2 protein-coding genes are annotated in these 3737 nt (G+C 36.7%); both read left to right on the plus strand.

Annotation, left to right across the window (positions count from 1 at the left end):
• Positions 1-1524 (plus strand): hypothetical protein (locus H3U97_RS11310; RefSeq protein WP_232343816.1); only part of this gene is annotated, 1524 nt, incomplete at its 5' end.
• Positions 1525-1991: 467 nt separating this feature from the next.
• Positions 1992-3419, plus strand: a complete 1428-nt coding sequence (locus H3U97_RS11315) for a hypothetical protein (protein WP_198199002.1) — start codon at positions 1992-1994, stop codon at positions 3417-3419.
• Positions 3420-3737: the final 318 nt, after the last annotated feature.

Raw genomic sequence — 3737 nt, forward strand, 5'->3', positions numbered from 1 at the left:
CCAACTTATAATTTAAATTCATCAAAGTTAAGCTCTCAATATTCATTTTTTGCTATAAGCGAGATCCCACGAAATTTTGCGCGATTCTTGCTTCAATCATTTTTGTCTCAGCAGATCTTTTTATGGTTATCGTTTAGTTTGTTGCTAATAACTTCCTACACCAGTCACGCATTAACGGCTAAAACATCAAATCCTATACATGGTAATGCGCCTTATTTAACCTTTGATGGCGGTCAAACCCGGGTGACTAATACCGAAGCGCTACTCGGGATATCCCTTTCTGATGGTAGACAATTCACCCCCACCCTCACAACCAGTAATTCAAGAGACAATCCTATCGTTTTACCTGTTGCTGGTCAGAGTTTTGCAGATATTGGTATGTTTATACCAACGGATACTGATTCTATTGAATTAAGTTCACTTATTGGTCCGCCCAATAATTATTGGGGGGATGATGATGGCGATGGTCAGGGTAGGGATGGTATTAGAGCTAGTGGCACTCTAAGTTTATCCATAGTTGATAAAAATGATAATGCTGTTGCACGTAGTGATGTACCAACAATTTGTAATGCGCCTTATAAAGTGACATTAACAAGTACAAATGGAACGTTAAACACTCTATACGGTATTCCTAATAATAGTGATTTCAGCGGTAGTAGTGTGAGTTATTATATTAACCCTAAGGATTCGCCAAGGGTGTGTTTTGCTAAACCTATTTTAGTGTATGGTAATTACTCTGAAGGACATGACTTTGGTGGTTCTCCTGATATTTGGAATGAATATAAGGGATTTATTGTTCAGTCTACTGATCCATCATCTTATAATTTAAATTTTCCGACTATTGGAGCCAATAATTTATATTTTGATTTAGATATAGGTGGTGCTCGATCTTTAACATGGGAGGGCATAGAGCAAGGTAAAATTACTACTATAATAACCCCTACGCCAGGTGATTCTACAGGCACAAGCTTTCGTGTTACCCTAAAAGGACCTTCCGCTACTAAAGAACAATGGGGATCCAATGAACCGAATAATATAAAAGTAATACCTAAAGCTGAATTACCTAAATCATATGAGTTAGTCGGTAGGAATATTAATGGTGATGTAGTTGTCAAGTATGGTTTTCAGTTAAAACAATGGGTGGTTAATCGCGGTACCAATGAATATAATTATAGTAGTATTTCTTCATGGTGTGGCAATATTGGCTATCGCTTACCTAAGGTAAAAGATTTAACTAACGCATCTTGCAGGGGGCGCAGCAAATATCCTTTATCTAACTGTCAAGATGCGGAGGGTGCTATGCCTGCATCTCCTGATAACTATTATCAACGTCGAATTGGTGCGGGTTTTTTTTCGGAGTGGGGATACGTGTACTTATATCCAGAAGCTAACTTCCATGATCGTTACTATTATTGGACTAGTGATACCAATAGAACAGATTCACGGTTTATTATCGACTCTCATAGAGGGGATATACATATCCAACAGAATCATTCCACTTTCGGGCTCTGTGTATGGCCGTAGTTTTAACAACTGATTTTTTAGTTTAAGATCATGAGAAAAAATAAAGTAAAACCACCAAAGAAAAGTTGCGAACATGCACAAAATGGAACAACAATTAATTGTTGGTACTTTTATTATTAATGTCTTGATTTTGAAGTATAATTTTTCATCAAATTTTACAAAAATTAACAATTAAACCGCCAAAAATAGTTGCATGGTTTTTTCCAATCACTATACTTTCAAACCTTATTTATATAAAAGGATAACTTTTATAATTTTTGGTATAAAAGTGTAAATTAATCAGTATTTTAGTTGACAAGGACGTCAATATGCATTATAATCTTGCAACACATAACACCTGCTCAACCTATAATTTAATCTTTTTAAAGTTAAGTTCGTATCGTTTATTACTTAACTGTAGTTTGTTTTTTAAGCAATTTGGGCGAAATTTTTCAAAATTTCTTAATTTAGCCTTTTTATCTCGGCCGATGGTTTTGGTATTAACCGTAGTTGTTTTACTTTCTATTTCTTTCGCTAATCATGCATTAACCGCTCAAACGACCAATATTATTTATGGTAATGCGCCATATTTAACCTTTGATGGTGGTCGTACCCGGGTAACAAATACCGAAGCGCTACTCGGGATATCCCTTTCTGATGGTAGAACATTTACTCCCACAACCAATAATTCAAGTTCAACTAATCCTATCGTTTTACCTGTTGCTGGTCAGAGTTTTGCTGATATCGATATGTTGGTGCCAACGGATACTAATTCTATTGCATTAAATTTACTTATCGGAGAACCTTATAATTATTGGGGTGATGATGATGGTGATGGTCAAGACCCTGATGGTATAACTGCCACAGGTAGTTTAAATTTATCTATTATTGATAGATTCAATAATCCTGTCACACGTAATACAGTGCTAACCATTTGTAATGGACCCTATAAGGTAAAATTGGCTAGTACCAACGGCACTTTATCTACCCGTTATGGCGTTCCTAAAGGTAGCGATTTTAATGCTAGTAATGCAATATATTATATTAATCCTAAGGCACCACCAGAGGTCTGTTTTGCAAAACCGAACTTGCAATATGGTAAGCTTTTTTCTAAAAACATGGATTTCCGAGGTCCTGCTACAATGTGGAATGAAAAGATGGGGTTCATTACACAGTCGAAAAATCCGTCGTCTTATGATTTGAATTTCCCTACTACAGGGGCTCATAATTTGTACTTTGATCTAGATATAGGTGGTAATTATCGAGAATTATCTTGGCAGCCAGTTTCTCATGGTGGTATTACAGCTACTATGACGGAAGCAACAAATAAAAGTGTGCGGGTTAGCCTAACGGGTCCATTTGCTAAAGATGAGCAATTGGGTTCAAGTAATCCAAGTAGTTTGGGAACTATACTTAATCCGACATTACCACAGACATTTGAGTTAGTTGGTCGAGACAGTCAAAGTGGGGAAGAAGTCGTCAAATACGGTTTCCAGTTAAAGCAGTGGTTTGTTAACCGTGGACTTAAATCTTATACTAAAGAAAGTGTATCGTCTTGGTGTAGTGATATTGGATACCGTATGCCTAAGGTCAAGGATTTAACTAACGCAATTTGTCAAGGGGGAGCTGATGCAGGAGAAAATTGCAAGGGTATAGTTGGTGCTACACCTTCATCAACTGGTAATCATTATCAGCGTCATATTGGTGCTGGTCTTTTTTCGGAGTGGGGCGACATAAGGAGCTACACTGATGCTGGTTTCAATTATGGCTATTGGACTAGCGACCTTGGCGAAAGTAATAAGTATACTGAGTTTGTCGTGTACGCCTATAGTGGAAACACAACTAGAGACTACAAAATCGAAAAATTTAAAACCCATATAGGAGTTTGTGCCGCAGCACCTTTAAAGGATGATTAATTCAATAACCAAGCGAATTATGACGTGGGTGGCTAAAGCAATGTTGTGGCGACAACCATCCGTCCCAACTGGGACGGGGTTATTTTTGAGGCTTGGGATTTTTAAGATAAAAAATTTGAGGAACGGGGTTTTTAAAGCCTAAAATCCCCCTAAAGTTTCTTCGAAATAGGTTTTAAGCGAGTAATTAAGAGGTAATATTACATTAATCTTTACAAAAGTTAACAATTAAACCGTCAAAAAAAGTTGCATGGTTTTTTGCAATCACTATACTTTTATAACATATTTATACGAATGGATAAATTTTATGCCGTTAGGCTT

Source organism: Gilliamella sp. W8128 (genome assembly GCF_016100545.1).
Classification (GTDB): Bacteria; Pseudomonadota; Gammaproteobacteria; order Enterobacterales; family Orbaceae; genus Gilliamella; species Gilliamella apis.

Excerpts from the sequence above, each read along its gene's own strand:
- H3U97_RS11315 (WP_198199002.1), top strand. The coding sequence starts at position 1,992 with ATGGTTTTGGTATTAACCGTAGTTGTTTTACTTTCTATTTCTTTCGCT.